Annotated in this window: 18 protein-coding genes; 13 read left to right on the forward strand and 5 right to left on the reverse strand. The window is 65.5% G+C overall.

Translation table 11 applies throughout. The annotated features are described in order from the left end of the window. Nucleotides 1-323 precede the first annotated feature (323 nt). Entirely contained in the window at nucleotides 324-2,708 is a 2,385-nt protein-coding gene (locus ACE3P0_RS14480; RefSeq protein ID WP_374403400.1) for a 3-hydroxyacyl-CoA dehydrogenase/enoyl-CoA hydratase family protein, read from the forward strand. 23 nt (nucleotides 2,709-2,731) lie between these two features. Further along, nucleotides 2,732-3,934: an acetyl-CoA C-acyltransferase gene (locus tag ACE3P0_RS14485; RefSeq protein WP_374403403.1), complete on the forward strand. Its 1,203-nt coding sequence runs from the start codon at nucleotides 2,732-2,734 to the stop codon at nucleotides 3,932-3,934. Nucleotides 3,935-4,022: 88 nt separating this feature from the next. Here the strand turns inward: ACE3P0_RS14485 and ACE3P0_RS14490 are convergent, their stop codons facing one another. Beyond that, nucleotides 4,023-5,402 (reverse strand): hypothetical protein, encoded by a 1,380-nt coding sequence (locus ACE3P0_RS14490; protein WP_374403404.1) that lies wholly within the window; start codon nucleotides 5,400-5,402, stop codon nucleotides 4,023-4,025. A gap of 281 nt (nucleotides 5,403-5,683) precedes the next feature. Between ACE3P0_RS14490 and ACE3P0_RS14495 the strand changes: the two genes are divergently transcribed. The 3 genes from ACE3P0_RS14495 to ACE3P0_RS14505 all read left to right on the forward strand — a co-directional run bounded on the left by ACE3P0_RS14495 (nucleotide 5,684) and on the right by ACE3P0_RS14505 (nucleotide 9,395). After that, nucleotides 5,684-7,126 carry a coniferyl aldehyde dehydrogenase gene (locus ACE3P0_RS14495; RefSeq protein ID WP_374403482.1) on the forward strand — a complete coding sequence of 481 codons (1,443 nt, stop codon included), beginning with the start codon at nucleotides 5,684-5,686 and terminating at the stop codon, nucleotides 7,124-7,126. Nucleotides 7,127-7,218: 92 nt separating this feature from the next. Next, nucleotides 7,219-7,785, forward strand: coding sequence for a hypothetical protein (locus ACE3P0_RS14500; protein WP_374403407.1), 567 nt, complete (start codon nucleotides 7,219-7,221; stop codon nucleotides 7,783-7,785). Beyond that, nucleotides 7,782-9,395 carry a GMC family oxidoreductase N-terminal domain-containing protein gene (locus ACE3P0_RS14505; protein WP_374403409.1) on the forward strand — a complete coding sequence of 538 codons (1,614 nt, stop codon included), beginning with the start codon at nucleotides 7,782-7,784 and terminating at the stop codon, nucleotides 9,393-9,395. The genes ACE3P0_RS14500 and ACE3P0_RS14505 overlap by 4 nt, the downstream gene beginning before the upstream one ends. Here the strand turns inward: ACE3P0_RS14505 and ACE3P0_RS14510 are convergent, their stop codons facing one another. The 3 genes from ACE3P0_RS14510 to ACE3P0_RS14520 are packed head-to-tail and all read right to left on the reverse strand — an operon-like array spanning nucleotide 9,396 to nucleotide 11,021. After that, nucleotides 9,396-9,794 carry a carboxymuconolactone decarboxylase family protein gene (locus tag ACE3P0_RS14510; RefSeq protein ID WP_374403410.1) on the reverse strand — a complete coding sequence of 133 codons (399 nt, stop codon included), beginning with the start codon at nucleotides 9,792-9,794 and terminating at the stop codon, nucleotides 9,396-9,398. It abuts the gene before it with no gap. Beyond that, on the reverse strand, nucleotides 9,730-10,197 hold the full coding sequence (locus tag ACE3P0_RS14515) for a MerR family transcriptional regulator (protein WP_374403411.1): 468 nt from the start codon (nucleotides 10,195-10,197) through the stop codon (nucleotides 9,730-9,732). The genes ACE3P0_RS14510 and ACE3P0_RS14515 overlap by 65 nt, the downstream gene beginning before the upstream one ends. Before the next feature lie 53 nt (nucleotides 10,198-10,250). Further along, nucleotides 10,251-11,021, reverse strand: coding sequence for a YdcF family protein (locus ACE3P0_RS14520; protein ID WP_374403412.1), 771 nt, complete (start codon nucleotides 11,019-11,021; stop codon nucleotides 10,251-10,253). A 115-nt stretch (nucleotides 11,022-11,136) separates the two neighbouring features. On the opposite strand from ACE3P0_RS14520, the gene ACE3P0_RS14525 reads away from it, so the two are divergent. From ACE3P0_RS14525 to ACE3P0_RS14545, 5 genes are all read left to right on the forward strand, one after another. Then, on the forward strand, nucleotides 11,137-11,652 hold the full coding sequence (locus ACE3P0_RS14525; protein ID WP_374403413.1) for a DUF2802 domain-containing protein: 516 nt from the start codon (nucleotides 11,137-11,139) through the stop codon (nucleotides 11,650-11,652). Between the two features lie 5 nt (nucleotides 11,653-11,657). Continuing rightward, entirely contained in the window at nucleotides 11,658-12,383 is a 726-nt protein-coding gene (locus ACE3P0_RS14530; protein ID WP_374403414.1) for an SPOR domain-containing protein, read from the forward strand. Nucleotides 12,384-12,432: 49 nt separating this feature from the next. Then, on the forward strand, nucleotides 12,433-12,867 hold the full coding sequence (gene fliW, locus ACE3P0_RS14535; RefSeq protein ID WP_374403415.1) for a flagellar assembly protein FliW: 435 nt from the start codon (nucleotides 12,433-12,435) through the stop codon (nucleotides 12,865-12,867). Between the two features lie 28 nt (nucleotides 12,868-12,895). Next, entirely contained in the window at nucleotides 12,896-13,282 is a 387-nt protein-coding gene (locus tag ACE3P0_RS14540) for a RidA family protein (protein ID WP_374403416.1), read from the forward strand. 61 nt (nucleotides 13,283-13,343) lie between these two features. After that, entirely contained in the window at nucleotides 13,344-14,216 is an 873-nt protein-coding gene (locus ACE3P0_RS14545) for a neutral zinc metallopeptidase (RefSeq protein WP_374403417.1), read from the forward strand. A gap of 118 nt (nucleotides 14,217-14,334) precedes the next feature. Here the strand turns inward: ACE3P0_RS14545 and ACE3P0_RS14550 are convergent, their stop codons facing one another. Beyond that, a complete protein-coding gene (locus ACE3P0_RS14550; protein ID WP_374403418.1) occupies nucleotides 14,335-14,664 on the reverse strand; it encodes a hypothetical protein in 330 nt (109 codons plus the stop codon). Nucleotides 14,665-14,853: 189 nt separating this feature from the next. Between ACE3P0_RS14550 and ACE3P0_RS14555 the strand changes: the two genes are divergently transcribed. The 3 genes from ACE3P0_RS14555 to ACE3P0_RS14565 all read left to right on the forward strand — a co-directional run bounded on the left by ACE3P0_RS14555 (nucleotide 14,854) and on the right by ACE3P0_RS14565 (nucleotide 17,799). Next, entirely contained in the window at nucleotides 14,854-15,078 is a 225-nt protein-coding gene (locus ACE3P0_RS14555; protein WP_374403420.1) for a hypothetical protein, read from the forward strand. 92 nt (nucleotides 15,079-15,170) lie between these two features. Then, complete coding sequence (gene recG / locus ACE3P0_RS14560) at nucleotides 15,171-17,288, forward strand: ATP-dependent DNA helicase RecG (RefSeq protein ID WP_374403421.1); 2,118 nt, start codon at nucleotides 15,171-15,173, stop codon at nucleotides 17,286-17,288. Between the two features lie 31 nt (nucleotides 17,289-17,319). Beyond that, nucleotides 17,320-17,799, forward strand: coding sequence for a nuclear transport factor 2 family protein (locus ACE3P0_RS14565; RefSeq protein WP_374403423.1), 480 nt, complete (start codon nucleotides 17,320-17,322; stop codon nucleotides 17,797-17,799). Nucleotides 17,800-17,882 lie beyond the last annotated feature (83 nt).

A 17,882-nucleotide genomic window follows, 5' to 3' on the forward strand; every position in this document is an offset into this window, starting at 1 on the left:
TCTAACCTGAACGCTGCGCGCCGAGTAGTCGGGGCACGCGCGGGGCGGCGGGCGCCGCCCCGCGAAACCTTCCGGCATCTTTACTGCCGGAAATGCGATGAGGTGGGGGCCACGTCGCATGGGGATACTGGGTCTTCGGGCTGTCCGGCGCGTGTTCGATGTCTTCTGTGCCGGGGCCAATCAACGGGCAGTCTGCGCACTGCCGCGATCAATCGTTGTCACGAAAATACGCTTGCACCATACGCATGCGTATGGTGCAATGGCTGTCATGACAGGGTCGATCGGGGAGGTCGGCGAGCTGTCCAACTGCAAGGAGTCTTAGCGTGAGTAACTTCATCATCCGCAAGGTTGCGGTGCTCGGCGCGGGGGTCATGGGGGCGCAGATCGCGGCGCACTGTGCAAACGCCGAAGTACCCGTCGTCCTGTTCGACCTGCCCGCCAAGGAAGGCGACCCCAACGGCATCGTCAAGCGCGCGCTCGACGGGCTCAAGAAGCTCGAACCCAGCCCGCTCGCCACCGCCGACCGCGTGCAGTACATCGAGGCCGCGAACTACGAGCAGCACATTGCAAAGCTCGCCGAGTGCGACCTCATCATCGAAGCCATTGCCGAGCGCATGGAGTGGAAGCTGGACCTGTACGCCAAGGTCGCACCGCACATCCGCCCGGATGCGATCTTCGCCACCAACACCTCGGGCCTGTCGATCAACAAGCTCGCCGAGGGTTGCCCCGATTCGCTGCGCCCGCGCTTCTGCGGCGTGCACTTCTTCAACCCGCCGCGTTACATGTCGCTGGTGGAGCTGATCCCCTGCAAGGGCACCGACGCCCCGCTGCTGGACAACCTCGAAGCTTTCCTCACGACCACCCTGGGCAAGAGCGTGGTTCGCGCGATCGACACGCCGAACTTCGTCGCCAACCGCGTGGGCGTGTTCTCGATCCTCGCCGTCATGCACCACACCCAGCGCATGGGTTTGGGCTTCGACGAGGTCGATGCGCTGACCGGCCCGCTGATCGGTCGCCCGAAGTCCGCCACCTATCGCACCGCCGATGTCGTGGGTCTGGACACCATGGCGCACGTCATCAAGACGATGACCGACAACCTGCCGAACGACCCCTGGGCGCAGTACTACGCCGCGCCGCAGTGGCTGCAGGCGCTGATCGCCAAGGGCGCGCTGGGTCAGAAGACCAAGGCGGGCATCTTCCGCAAGCAGGGTAAGCAGATCCAGGTGCTGGATCTGGCGGCGCAGGATTATCGTGACTCGACCGGCAAGCCCGCCGAAGAAGTCGTCGCGATCCTGAAGAACCGGAACCCGGCCGAGAAGTTCGCGCAGCTGCGTGCCTCGGCGCACCCGCAGGCGCAGTTCCTGTGGGCGATCTTCCGCGACATCTTCCACTACGTGGCGGTGCATCTGGAAACCATCGCCAACAACGCGCGCGACATCGACTTCGCGATGCGCTGGGGCTTCGGCTGGCAGCAAGGCCCGTTCGAGACCTGGCAGGCTGCGGGCTGGAAGGCGATTGCGGACGCGATCGCAGCCGACATCGCCGAAGGTAAAACCATGGCCAGCGCGCCGCTGCCGGCCTGGGTCTTTGAACGTGAAGGTGTACACGAAGCTGCCGGTTCCTACTCGTCGTCGGCCAAGGCGATCCAGGGCCGCTCCACGCTGCCGGTGTACAGCCGCCAGCTATTCCCTGAGCGCGTCTTCGGTGAAGCCGAAGAGCGCGGCACGACGATCTGGGAATCGGAAGGCGTGCGTATGTGGACCACGGGTGACGAGGACGGCAAGCGCGTCCCCATCCTCTCGTTCAAGTCCAAGATGTGCGCGGTTGGCGCCGATGTGCTCGATGGCGTGCAGGAAGCGATCAAGCGCGCCGAGCGTGACTACCACGGTTTGGTGATCTGGCAAGCGAAGCCGCCGTTCTCGGTGGGCGCGAACCTGCAGCAGATCAAGCCGGTGCTCGAAGCGGGTGACTTCGCCACGCTCGACAAGGTGGTGGCCAACTTCCAGGCGACCTCGATGGCGATCAAGTACGCCAAGGTGCCTGTGATCACCGCGGTGGCCGGCATGGCGCTGGGTGGCGGCTGCGAGTTCGTGATGCACTCGCCGCGCGCCGTGGTGGCGCTGGAGAGCTACATCGGCCTCGTCGAAGCCGGTGTCGGCCTGATCCCGGCCGGTGGTGGCTGCAAGGAATTCGCGATCCGCGCCGCGCAGGCCGCTTCGCGCACTGCCACCAACGATGCGATGAACTTCCTGCAATCGGTGTTCACGACCATCGCCATGGCCAACGTCAGCAAGAGCGCGAAGAACGCGAAGGAGCTGGGCCTGTTGAAGCAGGAAGACCTCGTCGTCTTCAACGTGAACGAGATCCTGCATGTGGCGCGCAAGAACGCGCTGGCGATGTACGAATCGGCTTACCGCCCGGCGCTGTCGCCGGCCGGCATCCCGGTCGCTGGTCGCAACGGCATTGCCACGCTTGAGATGATGCTGGTGAACATGGTCGAAGGCGGCATGATCAGCGCCCACGACTACAAGGTTGCCCGCGCTGCCGCTGTCGCCCTGTGTGGTGGCGAGATCGAGTCCGGCTCGCTGGTCTCCGAAAAGTGGCTGCTCGACATCGAGCGCGCCCAGTTCGTCGACCTGCTCAAGACCGAGAAGACCCAGCAGCGCATCGCGCACATGCTCGAAACCGGCAAGCCGCTGCGTAACTGACCGGCACGCCAAGGAGAACAGATATGACCCGTCAGATTCAGGACGTCTACATCGTTGCCGCCACGCGCACGCCGGTTGCCAAACGCCGCGGCGCCTTCAAGAACGTGCGCCCCGACGACATGCTGGCCCATGTGCTGTCCGCCGTCGTGAAGCAGGTCCCCGCCTTCGATCTCAACGAGATCGGCGACGTGGTGGTCGGCTGTGCGATGCCGGAAGCCGAGCAGGGCATGAACGTGGCCCGTATCGGCACGCTGCTCGCCGGCTTCCCCAACACCGTGCCGGCGATCACCATCAACCGCTTCTGCTCGTCCGGCGTCAATGCCGTGGCGGATGCGGCGATGAAGATCATGATCGGCGAATGCGACATCGCGATCGGTGCCGGCACCGAGTCGATGACCATCATGCCGACCATGATGGGCAACAAGGTCTCGATCAACCCGGTGGCTTTCGCCAGCACCGACGAGAACCGCGCCATCGCCTTCGGCATGGGCCTCACCGCCGAGAAGGTTGCGCAGAAGTACGGCGTGTCGCGTGAAGATCAGGATGCCTTCGCGATGGCCTCGCACCAGAATGCCTGCGCCGCGATCGCGGCCGGCAAGTTCAAGGACGAGATCACGCCTTACCTCGTGCGCGAACAGTTGCCCGATTTCAAGAGCGGCGCCATCAAGGTCGTCGAGCGCCTGTTCGAGAACGACGAAGGCCCGCGCCCGGATTCCTCGATCGAAGGCCTTGCCAAGCTGAAGACCGTGTTCGCCGCCCGCGGCTCGGTCACCGCGGGCAACAGCTCGCAGATGTCGGACGGCGCCGGCGCGGTACTGCTGATGTCTGAGGCCGCAGTGAAGCGCACCGGAGCCCGCCCGATCGCGCGCTTCCGTGGTTTCTCGGTCGCCGGCGTGCCGCCGGAAATCATGGGCATTGGCCCGATCGCCGCGATTCCGAAAGTGCTGTCGCACGCCGGCGTGAACCTGAGCGATGTCGACTGGTTCGAACTCAACGAAGCCTTCGCCGCGCAGGCGTTGGCGGTGATGCGTGATCTGAAGATCGATCCGGCCAAGGTGAACCCGCTCGGGGGCGCCATCGCACTGGGCCATCCGCTCGGCGCCACCGGCGCGATCCGCGTGGCGACGCTGATGTCGGCAATGAAGCGCGGCGACGCCAAGCTCGGCATGGTGACGATGTGCATCGGCACCGGCATGGGCGCGGCGGGCTTGTTCGAGGCGGTCTAACCTGTCGGCGCGAGGCGGGCGGCGTTTTCTTCGTCGGCCTGCCCAAAAAAAGCCCGCATTTTGCGGGCCTTTTTTTAGTCCGGGCGGATCAGTACGACGTTACGACGTTGCCGCCGTCGCCCACCGCGATGTAGCCGCCGCTGTACCACAGCACGCTATTTTCATTCGCGCCGGTGCTTGTGGCGACCCAGGTCTTGCCGTCATTACTGACCCAAGCCTGGCCGGCTGCGCCAACGGCCATGAAACGCGAACCATGCGCAACGGCCTTCATGTCACCCATTCCAGGCACTGCGATTTCGGTCCAGGCAAGCGTGCTCGGGTCGGTATTCCGATAGACCTTGCCATCGCTGCCGACCGCGAGATAGATCGCCTCGTTGTAGTAACCGTAGGTGACTGAGGTCAGGTTGGCGGGGGCGCTGGCGGTGACTGTGTGCTTACGCCAGCTGATGCCGTCGGAACTCGTGATGATCCAGCCATTGTCGCCCACAGCGTAATACGTGCCGTTCAGCACGCTGATGGACTTGAGGTTGATGCTGGCGTCGGCCGCCGCGGAGGCCGACGCTGTGTAGCGATCGGTGGCGTTGTTGGCGGTATTCGCGGCGGTATCCACGGTTAGCCGATACGCCGTCCAGGTCACGCCGTCGGCGCTGATCGACACCGCACCGCTGTCGCCCACTGCGACGAAACCGACGCTGCCCAGCGCGATGCCGTGCAGGGCCGATGTGGTGTTCGAACTGCGGGCGACCCATTGATCGAGGTAGTTTGTGGACGAACCGTCGCTCGTCCAGATTGCGGCTTTCCCGTTGCCGTCGAGGTCGCCGACGGTCACCGTGCGTGGCGTCGTGCTGTTGTAGGCCGCACCGTAAAGTTTCGGCTGTGAGCTCGCACTCCCCGCCAGCGCCGGAACGGTGCCTGCGCTCGCCCATGTGAGCACTGGTGTGCCCGTCGCCCACGACACGGTACCCACCTGCACGGCGCCGCTGTCACCGACGGCGAGGAAGCGGCTGTAGGCAAACGAAACATGGTTCAAATTGCCAGCGCCCGCTGCAACGTTGGTCGTCCAGACCGAACCCGATTGCCGGGGGATGATGTTTCCAGCCGTCGGTGTTTCGCCGCCTGCCGGGCCGTTCCCGTGTGTTGCATTCAAAAAGAACGAGTACGGCAAACCATTCGTGAGGCCGCTCAAAATATACGGCGAGGTGACCGGCGCAATGATCCCCGCCTCCGGGTACTTGCGATAGTCGTCGCGCGTGGCGTTTTCTGCTTGCGCCTTGAAAAGCCAGTAGCGGAGGTCGGACGTGGCACTCTGATCATCCCAGGTGATCGTCACTTGGCCGTCGCCGGGAACGACCTTGAGGCCGGTCGGCGCATCCGGTTTGTTGTCGTTGCTGCTGCTGCCGCAACCGGCAAGGAGGGCGAGCGAAGTCAGCGTGGCGAGCGCGACGGCGCGCGAGCGGGTGGTGAACACGAGAAGGATTCCTCCAGCAGATTCGGGGCGGCGCGTCGAGCGGGGCTCGCGCAAGTCTTGGTGGTGCAAAGGGATGCCCGCATCGGGCGTGCATCCCTCGCTGCGGTTGGCCGCCGGGGCAAGAAAACGCGTCGAGTCTAGCCGATGGCCCCAAGGCGCACAAACGCCGAACGGTGAGCAAATCTTCCCGCGCGGATTAGGCTGTGCTCCCTAAGCGTTCCGTTGGCGCTTCCGTTTTGTTGTGCCATACCGTACCGTACTGATACGAGCGGCCGGACGCGATCCAGAACAGAGCCGCCGAGGAGACAGACATGAAGCTCACCGACCTGCCGCAAACCGGCCTGGCTGCTGCATTTGCCGCGCAACGCGCCGCGTTTGCGCGCGAGCCGATGCCGGATGCCGCCGCGCGCCGCGCGAACCTCGACCGCCTCGCGCAGCTGCTGAAACAGAACCAGCAGGCGATCTGCGAAGCGATCAGTGCCGACTTCGGCCACCGCTCCCACACTGAAACCCGGCTGATCGAGATATTCCCGAGTCTTGAGGCGATCCGCTATGCGCGGGCCAAGCTCGCGGGCTGGATGAAACCTTCGCGGCGGCACACCGGGCTGTGGTTCCTGCCGGGCCGTTCCGAGGTGCGTTATCAGCCGCTCGGCGTGGTGGGCGTAATCGTGCCGTGGAACTATCCGCTCTACCTTGCGATTGGCCCGCTCGTTGGCGCCTTGGCGGCGGGCAATCGCGTGCTGATCAAGATGAGCGAATTCGGGCTGAACTTCGGCGCGCTGTTCGCACGCCTGATCGGCGAAGCCTTTCCGCCGGATCTGGTCAGCGTGGTGCTGGGCGGTGCCGATGTGGCGGCCGAATTCTCTGCCTTGCCCTTCGATCACCTGTTGTTCACCGGCTCGACGCCGGTCGGCCGCATCGTGATGGCCGCCGCGGCAAAGAACCTGACGCCAGTGACGCTGGAACTGGGTGGCAAGTCGCCCGCGATCGTCGCACCCGGATTCGATATCAAGACGGCTGCGCAGCGTATCGGCTTTGGCAAAACCATGAACGGCGGCCAGACCTGTATCGCGCCGGACTATGTGTTGCTGCCGCGCGGACAGGAAGAGGCCTTCCTCGCCGCCATGCGTGCGTTCGCACACAAGCTCTACGGTGATGCGGCCTCGCCGGATTACGCGAGTGTCGCGCACGACCGCCACTACGCCCGCCTGCAGGCCCTGCTCGATGAGGCGCGCAGCATGGGCGCGCGGATCGAGCCGCTGCTGCCGGACGGCGCGATCAGCGGGCGCAAGATGGCGCCAGTGGTGCTGCTCGGTGGCACACCGCAGATGCGCGTGATGCAGGAAGAGATCTTCGGGCCGATCCTGCCGGTGATCCCGTATGACTCGCTTGATGACGCGATCGCCTACGTCAACGAGCGTGATCGCCCGCTGGCGCTGTATGTGTTCGACGACCAGCGCGGCCGCGTTGAAGCGCTGCTCGATCGCACCGCCTCCGGTGGCGTCACGGTGAACGACTGCATCCTTCATATCGCACAGGACGACATGCCGTTTGGCGGTATCGGCCCGTCAGGCATGGGCCGTTACCACGGGCCGGAAGGCTTCAAGACCTTCTCGCAGCAGCGTGCAGTGTTCCGGCAGGCGGCGCTCAACGGTTCCTCGCTGTTGCACCCGCCGTTCGGCAAACCGCTTGCGGACAAACTGATCAAGCTGATGTTGCGCTGAGTCAGTTGCGGCACCGTGCTTGTGGAATTCCGTCGGTGCCGCTGGCGTCCAATCACAAGAGTGATCGGACTCGCGCAGGTAGAAATGCAAGCATGGAGTCGGGCCTTCGCATCATGAGCATCAACGCATCACGACGTCGCTTCCTGTTTCTCGGCATCAGCGCCGGGGTCGCCACCGCGCTGGGCATCACCGCTGCGTGGCCCGACAGCGCCGCGTTGGAAGACGACGCTTACCACTACGGCTTTCTCACCGCGCAGGACCGCGCGATTCTCGCCGCGCTCGCGCCCGCAATGTTGGCCGGCGCCTGGCCTGCGGATGCCGCGAAGGCCACGACCGAGACGCTGAGCTTGCTGCGCGGCATCGATACCGCCTTGATGGGGATGCCGCCGCGGGTGCGCGACGACATGCGCAAGCTCTTCGGCCTGCTTAACCGTCAGGCGGGCCGCGTGCTGGCCGCCGGTTCGCTGGCAGGCTGGGTGCAGGTCGACCCGATCCGCGCAGCCGCCATCATCACGCGCTGGCGCGACCATTCGTTGGCGCTGATGCAGCAGGCTTACGGCGGGTTGCACGACCTCACCCTCGGCGTCTGGTACGGCAACCCCGAGCATTTTGCGGACTGCGGTTACAGCGGCCCGCCTTCACTGAAGCTGAATCCATGAGCACGCCCCTGCACAATCAGCTACCCGATCCGATCGGCGATGCCTTCGCCGGCAAGTGGCGCGACCATCACATCGACGGCGCGGCGCTCGACAGAGACCTTACGCTCGAAGCCGATGTCGTCATCGTCGGCACTGGCGCGGGTGGCGGCACCACCGCCGAGCGGCTCGCACAGGCCGGCTTGTCGGTGATCTTGCTGGAAGAGGGGGGGCTGAAGACCTCGCGTGACTTCCAACTGGAAGAGCGCTTGTCCTACCCCGCGCTGTATCAGGAATCTGCCGGCCGCAAGACGATGGATCACGGCGTCGGCATCCTGCAGGGCCGTACCGTCGGCGGCTCCACCGTCGTCAACTGGACGACCAGCATCCGCACGCCGGACAACACGCTCAAGCACTGGCGTGAGCAGCACGGTCTCGGTGCGTTCACGCCTGAAGCGCTCGCCCCCTGGTTCGAGCGGCGCGAAGAACGCCTGTCGATTGCCAGCTGGCCGACGCAGCCTAACCGACACAACGCCTTGTTGCGTGACGGCGCCTACAAGCTCGCGATCGAGCCGGTGACCATTCATCGCAACGTCAAAGGCTGCTGGAACCTGGGCTACTGCGGCATGGGTTGCCCGACCAACGCCAAGCAGTCGATGCTGGTGACGACCATCCCCGCAGCGATGGACCATGGCGCACGCCTGCTTTCGCATATGCGCGCTGAACGTTTGGAGCATGCGAACGGCCGCGTCACTGCGCTGCTGGCCCACCCGATCACCGCGCAAGGGCAGGTCAGGCGCGAATACGCGGTACGGCTGCAGGCCAAGCACTTCGTGCTGGCGGGCGGGGCGATCGGCACGCCCGCGCTGCTGCTGCGCTCCAATGCGCCCGACCCGTATCGCCACACCGGTGCGCGCACCTTCCTACATCCGGTAGTGCTGTCGGCCGCCTTGATGCCCGAACCGGTGGAGGCCTTCACCGGCGCACCGCAGTCGATCTACATCGATGAGTACCTGTGGCCGAAGGATGGCAGCATGGGCTTCAAGCTCGAAGTGCCGCCGATTCATCCGCTGATAGCGTCGGTCGTGATGTCCGACTTCGGCGCCGCGCACCGCCACTACATGCGCCAGATGAATCACTGGTACGTGGCGATTGCGCTGCTGCGCGATGGCTTCCATGAGCAGAGCCAGGGCGGCCGTGTGGTGCTCGACGGCCATGGTGACCCGCAGCTCGACTACCCGCTGACCGACTACATCTGGGACGGCGCACGCAAGGCCTTCCATACGATGGCGGATCTGCAGTACGCCGTCGGTGCGAAGACGGTGTTGCCGATTCATCTTGATGCGACAGCGAGCACTCGCGCTTCCGACGCCCATGCGCAGATCGATGCACTGAAGCTCGCTACGCGGCGCACCAAGGTTGTGAGCGCGCATGTGATGGGCGGCGCGGCGATGGCGCCGGACGAGAAGGGCGGCGTGGTGCGGCCCGATGGCGTGCATCACCAGCTCGAAAATCTGTCGGTGCACGACGGCTCTGTCTTGCCGACTTCGCTGGGGGCGAACCCGCAGCTGACGATCTACGGCATCACCGCGATGCTGAGCGAACAACTCGCCCAGCGTCTCGGCAGGGCCTGATCAGGCCGCTGCGCAGCTTGGCCAGATACTGCGTTCGGCAAACACCCCGCGCGCGGCGAAGAGGCCGTTGAGCGCAGCCGGAAAGCCCGCATACACCGCCATCTGCATCAGCACCTCGACGATCTCGTCCGCGCTGATTCCAACATTCAGCGATGCGTGCAGGTGCACCTTGAGTTGCGGGGTGGCGTTGCCCAGGGCGGTGAGCGCGGCGATCGTCGCGATCTCGCGTTCGCGAAGCCCGAGCTGTTCGCGCCGGTAGACGTCGCCGAACGGAAACTCGATCAGATAGCGCGCAAAGTCGGGTGCAATGTCGCGCAGGCTGTCGACGACCCGCTCACCGGCCTCGCCGTCGATCTGTTGAAGGGTTTTCCAGCCCTGTGTGTAACGTTCGCTGTTCATCGTCTGCTCCGGTTGATGTGGATGGCAGAGAGACCGATTGGGCAATCGCGTCGCGGTACCAGGCGAGCTTGCTGTCCAGCGCTGCGAGGTTGTCCTGCAGGCTTGCGAGGCGCGCGGCAACGGCTTCGCGGTGCTTACTGAGCAGCTCCAGGCGTTCGACGAGCGTCGCATCCCCGGCGGCGCGCAGCTGCGCATAGCGGCGCATATCGCGGATCGGCACGCCCATCGCGCGCAGGCGCATCAGGAAGGCCAGCCAGGCAACATCCCGTTGCGCGTACTGCCGCCGGCCGCCCGCATCGCGATGCACCGGTGCCAGCAGTCCGGCACGCTCGTAGTAACGCAGCGTGTGTGCGCTGACGCCAAAGTGCTGCGCCATCTGCGCGATCGACAGGAATCCGTCCATCGGTTTCTCCATGGCCCCGAGCATCGAACTTTGAGTGCACTCCAAGTCAAGCGTTAATTGCCACGTAGCCGTAGTGCCAGCAGTCCGACCCATTCGTGCAGAGCGTAGAAGCCGCCGTAGGCGCTGCTGGCGCTGGGCAACGCCGGCAGGGCTTGCGCTTCGCCGCCTTGCGAACCGAGGTACGCGGTGGGAGCGGGATACACCGTGAAGCCGGCACGTTCGAATTCGCCGACGGAGCGCGGCATGTGAGCCGCGTGGGTGACCAGTGCGATGCGGGTGTAGCCCTTGGGTTGCAGCAGCTTCGCGCTGTACAGCGCATTCTCGTGCGTGTCGAGTGAGTCGCCTTCAACCCAGCGCGTCGCAATACCGAAATCCTCTTTCAGGGTGCGCCGCATCAGTTCGGCCTCGGAGGTGCCGCTGGTGGGCGAGCCACCGCTGACCAGCACAGGCAAGCCGGTCTCGCGCGCGAGTCGCGCGCCATAGCGCACGCGCTCCAGCGTAAGACGGTTCACCGTTTCGCCGCCGAGTTCGGGGGCGTTGCTGCGACGCCCGCCGGCGAGAATCACGATCGCTTGCGCCTGCTTCAGTTGCGCGGCGGCAATCGGCCGGTCGTGTTCCAGCCCGCGCAGCAGCCACGCAACGCTGTCGGGCCAGCACACGATCAGACCAATCACGAGCCCTGCCCACGCAATCCAGCGGCCTGCGCGTGGCCGCCAGCTCTGCCACAGCAGGCCCGCGGCGATGATCACCAGCGGCAGCATCGGTGGCAGCAGGAAAATGCCGATCAGCTTCTTGGCGACGAATGCGATCGAGAGTTGTTCCATGGTCGGCGTTGTGGCGAGCGGGGCGGGGCCAGTATTATCGCAGGCGGTAATCGCCGCCACGGCGTAGGATTCACCCCGTTGCCGCGCGACGGTTCATTGGAGAGCGATCTTGGGTGTGCGTGAAGTCATTCTGGGCGTAGTGGTGCTGCTGTGCCTCTATCTCGCCTATGTCGTCATGCGCCTGTTCCGCGTCTCGCGCCCGCCGCGCCCCGCCACGCCGATCGAACCCGAATACGAAACGATCCTCGATACCGTCGAGGACATTTCGCCCGCACCCCCGGCGACACAGATCGCAGCCGAATCCCTCACGCAAGCCGACCCGGCCCAGTCGCGCACCGAACGCGAAACCTTCGACGCGCTGGTCGAACTGGCGCGTTTGCGCTTTCAGGTTGAAGCGCTGGAAGCCTCCAACGCTGAGCTGCGCGAAGAGGTCGCCAGCTTGCGCGAGACGCTGGGCGCCGACATCGCCGCGCTGCGCAACGCACGCAGCGTATCGCCGCAATACGGCGAAGCCGTCGTGCTCGCGCAGCGGGGCCTTGAAACCGACGCCATCGCCGAGCGTTGCGGTATATCGATCTCTGAAGCCGAACTTGTTGCCGCGCTGGCCCGCGGCGCCCGAACCCAGGAGTAATGCGCATGGCCCCAGCCCGCCCCGCCGCCCCGCCGGAGAACGACGAGCGACGCCAGTTGCTGATGCGCGGCGGCGTTGCCGCTGTGGTCGTGGGGATCTTGCTGGTCGGCCTGCTCGTCTGGGAGCGCACCGCGCAAGAGCCGCTGCCGGCGGTGGAAACGAAGACGGCCGTGGTGCCTACGCCGGCGCAGATCCGCGCGGCGAGCGGCGATGCCGCGCCGGTTGCGCAGTCCGCGGTGCTGACCGAGGCCTCTGCGCCGGTACCGGCTGCCGTGGTCGAGCCGCCCGCGCAGAGCGAACCCGCGTCGGCGGACGTGGCGGAAGAAACCCGCGGCGTGTCGGCGCCCGAGCCCGCGCCGGAACCGGCGCCGCAGCACGCCACACGCAAACCCGCTGCGGCGGCTGAAAGCACCGGCGGCCGCGTGCATCTGCAGGCCGAGCCGGCAACGCCCGCACCTGCGCCGCGCCTCATCGTGCAGACCGAACCTGCACCCGCCGGTGCAAAGCCGCCAGTCGGCCGCGCCTTTGCACTGCAGGCAGGCGTATTCTCCACACCGAAGAACGCCGAAGAGTTGCGTGCCCGGCTGGAGTTGGCGGGCGTGCCGGCACAACTCGAAACCCGGGTCGTGGTGGGCCCGTTCCGCACCCGTCAGGAGGCGGAGCAGGCGCAAGGAAAGCTCAAGGCCCTGGGGCTCGCTCGTGGTCAGTTGGTGACCGTGAAGCAGCCGTAACGAATGACAGAAGACGGCCCTTGTCGGCCGGACAAAGGAGAGGGGAAGCATGCAGATCGACAGCCCGAAGTTCGGCCGTATTGAAGTCGCCGACGACAAACTGATCACGTTCCCGGCAGGCCTGCCGGGCTTCGAGGACTGCCGCCGGTTCGCCCTGCTGCACCCGGATGCGGCCCAGCCGCGCGTGTTCTACCTGCAGTCGGTCGAGCAACCGGATGTGGCGTTCTCGATCGCGTCGCCCGATCAGTTCGGGCTCCACTACGAGTTCAGCCTCAGCGATGTGGAGCTCGCCTCGATCGGCTTGCAGCGCGCCGAGGATGCGGCGGTGATGGTGATCCTGCGGCGTGATGATCCGGACAGCGCCACCAGCCCGCTGCGCGCGATCCTGACTGCACCGCTGGTGATCAACCTCGGTTCGCAGATGGGGCTGCAGAAGGCCATCGCCAATATCGGTTGCGACATCACGCTGCGTTCCGCCGACTGAGTCGCCTCAACCCATTCAGGAGTTTGCTGTGAGCAAGGAAATCATCTCGACCCCGAAGGCGCCCGCCGCGATCGGCACCTATTCGCAGGCGGTGAAAGCCGGCAATACGGTCTATCTGTCAGGCCAGATTCCGCTCGATCCGGTGACGATGACGCTCGTCGACGGGGGCTTCGAGGCGCAGACGGTGCAGATGTTCGAAAACCTCAAGGCCGTTGCGGAGGCGGCGGGCGGTTCGCTCGCCGATGCCGTCAAGCTGACGATCTACCTGACCGACCTGTCGAACTTTGCCACCGTCAACGCCGTGATGTCGCGTTACTTCACCGAACCGTATCCGGCGCGTGCCGCGTTGGGCGTGAAGGAATTGCCGCGCGGCTCGCTGGTCGAAGCCGACGCGATTCTCGTGCTCGGCGCGTAAGCGCGTTTGTACACATCGGGGCCCGCAACTTGCGGGCCTTCTTGCTTTGAGGGCGGCCGCCATGCGATTCGAAGACGACACCGGAAGTGACAATATCGAAGACCGCCGTGGCAGCGGTGGCGGCGGTTTGCCGATCGGCGGGCGTTCGATCGGCGTCGGCACGATCGTGCTTGCGATTGCCGCGTGGTACTTCGGCATCGACCCGTCGGTGGTTCTGAACCTCGCCTCCAACGCTCCCGCGCCACAGCAGCAGCGCCCCGCAGGCCCGGTGCAGGAATCGGCCAGCGAGGCGCAGGCGCGCAAGCTGGTCAGCGTGGTGCTGCACGACACCGAAAAGACCTGGAGCCGCATCTTCCAAGCGGGCGGTGCCGAGTATCCGAAACCCAGGCTGGTGCTGTTCCGCGGCCAGACGCCCACCGCTTGTGGCACCGGCGAGGCGGCGATGGGGCCGTTCTACTGCCCGGGGGATACGAAGGTCTACATCGACCTGGCTTTCTACGACGAGCTTTCGCAGCGTTTCAAGGCGCCCGGAGACTTCGCGCAGGCCTACGTGATCGCGCACGAGGTGGGCCACCATGTGCAGCATGTGCTGGGCATCTCGGACAAGATGCGGCAAGCCCAGCAGGGGCGCAGCGCCGCGCAGAAGAACGCGCTTTCGGTGCGGCTTGAGCTGCAGGCGGACTGTTTCGCCGGCCTGTGGGCCAAGCAGGCGGTTGCGTCGGGCAACCTGACGCTCGAGCCGGGTGACGTCGAAGAGGCACTGACCGCCGCAACCGCGATCGGCGACGATACGCTACAGAAACAGGCGCGCGGTGTGGTGGTGCCTGAGAGCTTCACGCACGGATCGTCCGAACAGCGGGTACGCTGGTTCTCGCGCGGATTGGAGCAGGGCGAGATTGCCGCCTGCGACACCTTCAAGGCGCGCGAGCTGTAACCGAGGCCTGCGCGAAGCTTCGGCGCACGGCGTCTCTGCCCCAGTGGTGGTCGGCGATACGCCCGAACGCTGAGTGCGCCGGGCGCTCGTGGGCCGATAGCTGCCCGGCGCCTCGCAATCAGGTACTGCGCTGGATCACCTCGTCACGCAGTTTGCGCAGCCCCGGTGGCATTTGCAGTGTTGTTCGATCCCAGCCTTCGAGCTCGAGTACGCGATCAAGGCAGGCTTCCATGATCGCGTGCGCTTGATGCGCCGAGGCCGCAATCGTCTCGTGCACGGCCTTGGGCGTTCGGGCTTCGACGATGCATTCGCCCTGATAGCGGATCAACTGCCGCAATTGTCGAATCTCGTTTGCGACTTGCCCCGGGCAAGCGCACATGTAGATCGCCGCTTCGTCGACGATCTTTTCCAGCTCTGCGTCAGAGTATTTTCGGTTCAGGTCCATCATTCCCCCCATTGCAGCGAAAACAATCTGCAGCCCGATGTCGATGGGCGCGGTGAAGTACTGGCGCGCTGCGACGCTTCGAATTCTCCACTTTTTCCGACAATGCGGTCATCGATTGGTGCGGACAGCAAGCCGCAAACGACCGATCGCAGGCACACTCACCATTTCTCGCGTTCATCCATCGCGCTAACCATGCCTACAACCCAGCTTTACCTGGTCCGCGTGATCGACAGCGCCCACCAGTCCGTGGTGATGAGTGGCATCACCGTTGCCGGGGATGCGCGTGAAGCTGCGCGACGCATCTGCCGCGCCCGCTTTGGTAAATGGACTGGTGCAGATCGGGTTGAGACCGTGACGGTCTCGGGGCTGATCGAGCAGTTCGACTTTGCCGACGTCGCGCCGTCGGAGCAGGACTGAAGACGCGTGCGCAGGCTGCGTCGCGGCGGGCGTGATAGCTACGAAGCTGTAACCCCTTACAGTGATTGGCGTCGCGTTCTAGAATGCCGGCCATGCCCGCTGCCCAGCCGACGTCCTCGGACGTTTCCGGATTCTCGACCCTGCCCAAGCCGCTCGCGAGCCGGCTGAACAAACTTGGCCTTTTTCGCGAAGCGGATCTGGTGCTGCATCTGCCGCTGCGCTACGAAGACGAAACGCAGGTATCGCCGATCGCAGGTGCGCCGTTGGGCGTCAGTGCGCAGGTCGAAGGCGTGGTGCTCAGTTGCGAGGTGGGCTTTCGCCCGCGTCGGCAGCTTGTCGCGCGCATCGCCGACGAGACCGGCGAGCTGACGCTGCGCTTTCTGAATTTTTACCCAAGCCAGCAGAAGCAGCTCGCCGAGGGCGCGCGGGTGCGGGTGTTTGGCGAAATCCGCAGTGGTTTCTTTGGCGACGAGATGGTGCACCCAAGGGTGAAGACGGTGCGGGAGGGCGAGGCGTTACCCGCGGCGCTGACGCCGGTGTACCCGACCACGGCGGGGCTTGCGCAAAGTGCGCTGCGCAAACTGATCGACCGCGCGATGAAGCAGATGTCACTCGCGGATCTGCTGCCGGAGGCGCTGCGAAAATCGCTGCGCCTGCCTGAGTTCGAGCGTTCTGTGCGCGCGCTGCATCACCCGCAGCCAGGCATGTCGATCACCGCGCTGGAGGATCGCACGCATCCGGCGTGGCGTCGCATCAAGTTCGAGGAATTGCTCTCACAGCAGCTCTCGCTGCGCAAAGCCTATGCCGCCCGCCGCGCGCGCCGTGCACCGGTGCTGCGCGGCTCTGGCGCGCTAAGTGGCCCACTGCTGGCGAGTCTGCCGTTTGCGCTGACCGGCGCGCAGCAACGCGCGGTAGACGAGATCGCGCGCGACCTGGCGACTCCGCATCCGATGCAGCGTTTGTTGCAGGGCGATGTCGGCTCCGGCAAGACCATCGTCGCCGCGCTGGCGATGCTGCAGGCAGCGGAGGCGGGCTGGCAGGCGGCGCTGATGGCACCGACCGAGATCCTTGCGGAGCAACACTTCCGCAAGCTCGACGCGTGGCTCACGCCACTGGGCATCAAGGTCGCGTGGCTTGCCGGCAGCCAGAAGAAGAAGGCGCGCGAGGCGGCGCTGGCGATGCTGGCCTCCGGCGAAGCCTTGCTGGCCGTCGGCACCCACGCGCTGATCGAAGACCCGGTCGCCTTCCCGAAGTTGGGGCTCGCGGTGGTCGATGAGCAGCACCGCTTCGGCGTCCGCCAGCGTCTGGCGCTGCGTGAGAAGTACGAAGGCTCGGATTCGCCGCTGCCGCACATGCTGATGATGAGCGCCACGCCGATCCCGCGCACGCTGGCGATGAGTTTCTACGCCGACCTCGATGTGTCGGTGCTCGATGAGCTGCCACCTGGCCGTACGCCGATCGTAACCAAACTGGTGGCCGATACGCGCCGCGACGACGTGGTCTCGCGCGTGCGCGATGCCTGCCGTGAAGGACGGCAGGCCTACTGGGTCTGCCCGCTGATTGAGGAGACCGAAGGCGGGGGCGATAGTGGGCGGGGTGGCAAGGGACGTGATCGCGAGGCGCTGCAATTGCAGACTGCGGTGGAGACTTGCGAGCGCCTGACAGCCGAGCTGCCGGAACTCCGTGTCGGGCTGGTGCACGGGCGCTTGAAGGCAGACGAGAAGGCCGCCGTGATGGACGGCTTCATTCGCAACGAAGTCCAGGTGCTGGTGGCGACCACGGTGATCGAGGTGGGCGTGGATGTGCCGAATGCGAGCCTGATGGTGATCGAGCACGCCGAGCGTTTCGGCCTCGCGCAGCTGCATCAGTTGCGCGGGCGGGTAGGGCGTGGCGCGGCCGCCTCGGCCTGCATCCTGATCTACAGTCAGCCGCTGTCTCAGACGGGGCGCGCGCGACTCAAGGTGATCTACGAAAACACCGACGGCTTCGTGATCGCGCAAGAAGACTTGCGGCTGCGTGGCCCCGGCGAGTTCATCGGCGCGCGGCAAAGCGGTAGTGCGCTGCTGCGCTACGCCGATCTGGAAGCCGACGCCGATCTGGTCGAGGCTGCCCGAACTGCAGCGGAAGAACTGCTCGCGCGCCAACCGGCTGCGGCCGCTGCGATACTGGAGCGGTGGCATGGCGGGCGCAGCGAGTACCTGAAAGCCTGAACGTGCACGACAACATCAACAGGGACACGGCATGCATCCGAACGCGCAACTGATCCACGATTTCTACGCCGCGCTGGCACGTAAGGACGGCGCGGCGATGGCTGCCTGCTACGCGCCGGACGGCCAGTTCAGTGACCCGGCGTTCGGTGTGCTGAATGCCAGCGAGGTCGGCGCGATGTGGCGGATGCTGACGGCGCGTGCGGCGGATCTGAGTGTCGTGCTGAGCGATGTGCAAGCTGACGCTGACACGGGCTCGGCGCATTGGGACGCGAGTTACACCTTCAGCAAGACGGGTCGAACGGTGCTCAACCGGATCGACGCGCGTTTCCGTTTTCGCGACGGCAAGATCCTGCAACACGATGATCGCTTCAGCCTTTGGCGCTGGGCAGGTATGGCGCTGGGGCCCAGCGGTGCGTTGCTGGGTTGGGCGCCGCCGATGCAGGCGGCGATCCGTCGGCAGAGCCGGCAGGCGCTCGACGCCTGGCAGCAGCGCGAGGCGCAGGGCCGCTGAGTTTTCCGCGTCGCGTTGGCCGCAGACGTTTTCTGGCGCCCATTTTGTCGGCCTGTGGCACAAAAGCGACGCTGCCCGCGCGC

The sequence above is a fragment of the Niveibacterium sp. genome, assembly GCF_041909475.1.
GTDB lineage: Bacteria > Pseudomonadota > Gammaproteobacteria > Burkholderiales > Rhodocyclaceae > Niveibacterium.

Excerpts from the sequence above, each read along its gene's own strand:
- ACE3P0_RS14500 (WP_374403407.1), top strand. The coding sequence starts at position 7,219 with ATGGAGTCGGGCCTTCGCATCATGAGCATCAACGCATCACGACGTCGC.
- recG (WP_374403421.1), top strand. The coding sequence starts at position 15,171 with ATGCCCGCTGCCCAGCCGACGTCCTCGGACGTTTCCGGATTCTCGACC.
- ACE3P0_RS14550 (WP_374403418.1), bottom strand. The coding sequence starts at position 14,664 with ATGATGGACCTGAACCGAAAATACTCTGACGCAGAGCTGGAAAAGATC.
- ACE3P0_RS14555 (WP_374403420.1), top strand. The coding sequence starts at position 14,854 with ATGCCTACAACCCAGCTTTACCTGGTCCGCGTGATCGACAGCGCCCAC.
- ACE3P0_RS14520 (WP_374403412.1), bottom strand. The coding sequence starts at position 11,021 with ATGGAACAACTCTCGATCGCATTCGTCGCCAAGAAGCTGATCGGCATT.
- ACE3P0_RS14505 (WP_374403409.1), top strand. The coding sequence starts at position 7,782 with ATGAGCACGCCCCTGCACAATCAGCTACCCGATCCGATCGGCGATGCC.
- ACE3P0_RS14565 (WP_374403423.1), top strand. The coding sequence starts at position 17,320 with ATGCATCCGAACGCGCAACTGATCCACGATTTCTACGCCGCGCTGGCA.
- ACE3P0_RS14545 (WP_374403417.1), top strand. The coding sequence starts at position 13,344 with ATGCGATTCGAAGACGACACCGGAAGTGACAATATCGAAGACCGCCGT.
- ACE3P0_RS14530 (WP_374403414.1), top strand. The coding sequence starts at position 11,658 with ATGGCCCCAGCCCGCCCCGCCGCCCCGCCGGAGAACGACGAGCGACGC.
- ACE3P0_RS14515 (WP_374403411.1), bottom strand. The coding sequence starts at position 10,197 with ATGGACGGATTCCTGTCGATCGCGCAGATGGCGCAGCACTTTGGCGTC.
- fliW (WP_374403415.1), top strand. The coding sequence starts at position 12,433 with ATGCAGATCGACAGCCCGAAGTTCGGCCGTATTGAAGTCGCCGACGAC.
- ACE3P0_RS14485 (WP_374403403.1), top strand. The coding sequence starts at position 2,732 with ATGACCCGTCAGATTCAGGACGTCTACATCGTTGCCGCCACGCGCACG.
- ACE3P0_RS14510 (WP_374403410.1), bottom strand. The coding sequence starts at position 9,794 with ATGAACAGCGAACGTTACACACAGGGCTGGAAAACCCTTCAACAGATC.